At 67.9% G+C, this 252-nt stretch carries 1 protein-coding gene; it reads left to right on the top strand.

What is annotated here, in order from left to right; all coding sequences use genetic code 11:
* Positions 1 to 6 precede the first annotated feature (6 nt).
* A partial coding sequence (locus B4920_RS27165; RefSeq protein WP_305847137.1) for an aminotransferase class III-fold pyridoxal phosphate-dependent enzyme occupies positions 7 to 252 on the top strand: 246 nt, incomplete at its 3' end.

Below are 252 nucleotides of genomic sequence, written 5' to 3'. Positions count from 1 at the left end.
GGTGGCATGCGCTTCTATCATCCCCGCTACCTGCAGTGGGTGCGCGCCCTGTGCGACGAGTTCGGCCTGCTGCTCATCGCCGACGAGATCGCCACCGGCTTTGGCCGCACCGGTCAGCTGTTTGCCTGCGACTGGGCAGGGATCAGCCCCGACATCCTGTGCCTGGGCAAGGCGCTCACCGGCGGCTACCTGACGCTCTCGGCCACCCTCACCACGGAGCAGGTCGCCCGTACCATCTGTGACGGCAAGGCC

The organism is Zoogloea sp. LCSB751 (assembly GCF_002028455.1).
Taxonomy (GTDB): Bacteria; Pseudomonadota; Gammaproteobacteria; order Burkholderiales; family Rhodocyclaceae; genus Zoogloea.
The sequence above is the reverse complement of the archived record's forward strand: the minus strand, read 5'-3'. Positions and strand labels throughout refer to the sequence as shown.